Genomic DNA, 3,441 nt, shown 5'->3' on the forward strand with positions numbered 1-3,441 from the left:
CTACCGAACAATAGGAGAGTCGCCCCTTTTCCGGGGGCCGAGACCCGATGAACGACCTGACCCGCCCTGAACGCCTGCAGATCATGCTGACCCAGGAAGAGCTCGCCGCCCTGGATGACTGGCGCTTCGCGCGCCGCATGCCCAGCCGCGCCGCCGCCGTACGCGAACTGCTAAAGCGCGGCCTGGAAGCCGAAGGCGTCCAACTGGCCGAGGGCAGGATGCGCTCGCGCGACTTCGGCGTGGTGGACGGTCCGCTGCGCACCAAGGCCTCCGGCGGAGATGGCGAAAGCGCCTGACGCCTCTCCCGCGACACTCATCCCAGACCTCGCCGTTTCCGACCAAGCCTGGCCTTTCCCCAACGTCCACCTTTCGCCGACCGTGAACCGCGCCCATCATCGCGCCAAAGAACGGTTAGGGGCGGAACGTCATGCGGTGGATCCTGCGAGGCCTGTTGGCCGTCGTGTGCCTGGTGGTCGTCGTCATGCTGGGCTTGATCGGGCTCGACCTCGCCACCCAGCCGCCCAAGCCCGACATCCAGGCCCTGATCGCCAAGGGCGCCACTTACGACGTGCGCATCCGCCGCGACGAATGGGGCGTGCCGCACATCCTGGGCCGGCGTGACGCCGACGCGGCGTTCGGCTTGGCCTACGCCCAGTCGGAGGACGACTTCGCCACCGTGCAGTCGGTCACCCTGGCCACGCGCGGAACCCTGGCCCGCACGACCGGACCGAAGGCGGCGGTCACCGACTATCTGGTGGGGCTGCTGGACGTCTGGCCGACGGTCGAGTCCGGCTACCCCAAGCTGCCGGCCGATCTGCGCGCCGTGCTCGAGGCCTATGCCGACGGGGTCAACGCCTACGCCGCCGCTCACCCCAAGGCCGTGACGCCCGGCCTGCTGCCGGTGAGCGGCAAGGACATCCTGGCCGGCTTCGTGTTCAAGCAGCCGTTCTTCTATGGCCTGGACGGCGAGCTGAAGCGGCTGAACGCGCCGGAGACGCCGCAGAAGGAGCCGCCCAAGGGCTCCAACGGCCTGGCCCTGGCCCCGTCGCGCACCGCCGACCACCTGCCCCGCCTGCTGGTCAATTCGCACCAGCCCTATACCGGCCCGGTGGCCTGGTACGAGGCCGTGGTGGAGAGCGGCGAAGGCTGGCACGTGGCCGGCGGCTTCTTCCCCGGCGCGCCGTTCATGCTGCACGGCCACAACGCGCACCTGGGCTGGGCCAACACGGTCTCCAAGCCCGACCTGTTCGACGCCTACCGGCTGGTGATCAATCCCGACAACAAGAACCAGTACCGGCTGGACGGCGCCTGGCGCGACTTTCAGCGGCACGACGTGAAGATGAAGGTGAAGATCTGGGGTCCGATCGTCATCCCTGTGACCAAGCAGGCCCTGCGCACCGTCCACGGCCCGGTGCTGGAGACCAAGCACGGCCTGTTCGCCCTGCGCTACGCCGGCATGGGCGAATACCGCCAGCCGCTGCAGTACTGGCGGCTGAACAAGGCGCGGAACGTCGAGGAATGGCGGGCCGGCATCGCCACCCACGCCCTGCCCAGCCTGAACTACATCTATGCCGACGCCGCCGGGAACATCGGCTTCGTGCACAACGGTCAGTATCCCAACCGCCGCGAAGGCGTGGACTGGAGCGGGGTGCTGGCCGGCGACCGGTCCGACCTGATCTGGCAGGGCTACCGCCCGGTGGAGGCCATCCCCCAGCTGTGGAACCCCAAGTCCGGCTACGTCTACAACTCCAACAACAGCCCGTTCCTGGCCAGCGATCCGGCCGACAACCTCAAACCCGCGGACTTCCCGGCCAGCGAGGGGCTGCAGACCAACGTCACCAACCGCGCCCTGCGCATCCAGGAACTGGTCGGCGCCGACACGGCGATCACCGACGAGGCCTTCCGCCGCTACAAGTTCGACATCACGTACAGCGAGCATTCGTCCGAAGTGGCGATGATCACGGCGCTGACGGCCCTGGATCCGGGGACGGACGCCGACCTGAAGGCCGCCCAGGCGATCCTGCGCGGCTGGGACCGGCGCACAGATGCCCACAACCGCGCCGCCGCCCTGGCCTCGCTGACCATCCAACCGATCCTGGTCGCCCAGATCAACGGCGACACGCCGCCCGCTCCGATCGACAGCCTGAAGGCGGCGATCGCGACCCTGAAGACGAACTTCGGCCGCCTGGATCCGGAATGGGGCCAGGTCAACCGCATCCGGCGCGGCAAGGTCGACCTGCCCATCGACGGCGGGGCCGACACCTACCGCTCGGTCTGGGGCATTCCGCAGAAGAACGGCACGCTGACCGCCGACGCCGGCGACACCTTGATCATGTTCGTGCGCTGGGACGCGGCCGGCGTGGTGCATTCCGACAGCATCCACCAGTTCGGCTCGGCCACCCTCGATGCGGCCTCCCCGCACTACGCCGACCAGACCCCGCTGTTCGCGACCATGCGCACCAAGCCGGTGCTGTTCACCGAGGACGAACTGAGAGGACATGTGCGGGAGGATTACCGGCCCGGGAAGCGCTAACGGCCGCCCGGCGCCATGACTTCGCCGTGGTCGCGCGCTTGAACGTCACCATGGGCCAAGGTTAAGGTCCGCCGCCATTTCTCCAACGTCAGAGACCTCTCCATGCGCAAGATCGTGATCCTCGCCACCGTGGCCGCCGCCCTGCTGGTTTCGGCCTGCAACACCGTCGCCGGCGTCGGCCAGGACGTGTCGGCCGCCGGCCGCGCCGTGACCAACACCGCCAAGGACGCCAAATAGTCGCAGCATCGAAGGTTGCGGACCTCGACCGAACGGGGTCCGCGAACCCTGGTATAGTTAAGCTGCACCGTAGCATGGCAGCGCTCGCTTCGCCTTTTTCCAAGGTTGACCGTGGCTTATCCACAAAACCCGAAAACAATTGTGGTTAACCCGGTCGAGTAACGGTGTTTCAATTCGCTCGCCTTGCGGGCGAATGCTTATGCCGATAGCCCTTCATCTCAACGAAAACTGATTCAAAATAGCGCATGCGACCGCGCGCCCCCTTTCACTGGGACCTTCGCGGAGGCATATCCACGCCCATGAACGAGCAGACCTCCTCCTGCCCGCCTCCGGTCAGCATGCTGACCGGCATGAAGCGCGGCGTCCGCCACCGTTGCCCCAACTGCGGCGAGGGACGGCTGTACACGCGCTATCTGAAGGTCGATCTCGACTGCGAGGTCTGCGGCCACGATCTGGCGCGCTATCCGGCCGACGACGGCCCGGCCTATTTCACGATCCTGATCATCGGCCACCTGGTGGTCGCGCCGCTGCTGCTGTTCCCGTTCATCTGGAAGCTGTCGCCGGCGCTGGTGGTGCCGCTGACCGTGCTGCCGCTGGCCGCCCTGACCCTGATGCTGCTGCCCCGCGTCAAGGGCGCGGTGATCGGCGCCCTGTGGGCCGTGGGCCTGCGC

At 67.6% G+C, this 3,441-nt stretch carries 4 protein-coding genes; all 4 read left to right on the plus strand.

The window, feature by feature from the left end:
* Nucleotides 1-47: 47 nt before the first annotated feature.
* Entirely contained in the window at nucleotides 48-296 is a 249-nt protein-coding gene (locus tag AC1DZ6_RS21740; protein WP_477099209.1) for a hypothetical protein, read from the plus strand.
* A 131-nt stretch (nucleotides 297-427) separates the two neighbouring features.
* Entirely contained in the window at nucleotides 428-2,533 is a 2,106-nt protein-coding gene (locus AC1DZ6_RS21745) for an acylase (RefSeq protein ID WP_477099210.1), read from the plus strand.
* A 102-nt stretch (nucleotides 2,534-2,635) separates the two neighbouring features.
* Nucleotides 2,636-2,770 (plus strand): entericidin A/B family lipoprotein, encoded by a 135-nt coding sequence (locus AC1DZ6_RS21750; protein WP_028041479.1) that lies wholly within the window; start codon nucleotides 2,636-2,638, stop codon nucleotides 2,768-2,770.
* A gap of 299 nt (nucleotides 2,771-3,069) precedes the next feature.
* On the plus strand, nucleotides 3,070-3,441 hold a 372-nt coding region (locus tag AC1DZ6_RS21755), incomplete at its 3' end, for a DUF983 domain-containing protein (protein ID WP_477099211.1).

The sequence above is a fragment of the Caulobacter sp. P1_B12_2 genome (assembly GCF_056406675.1).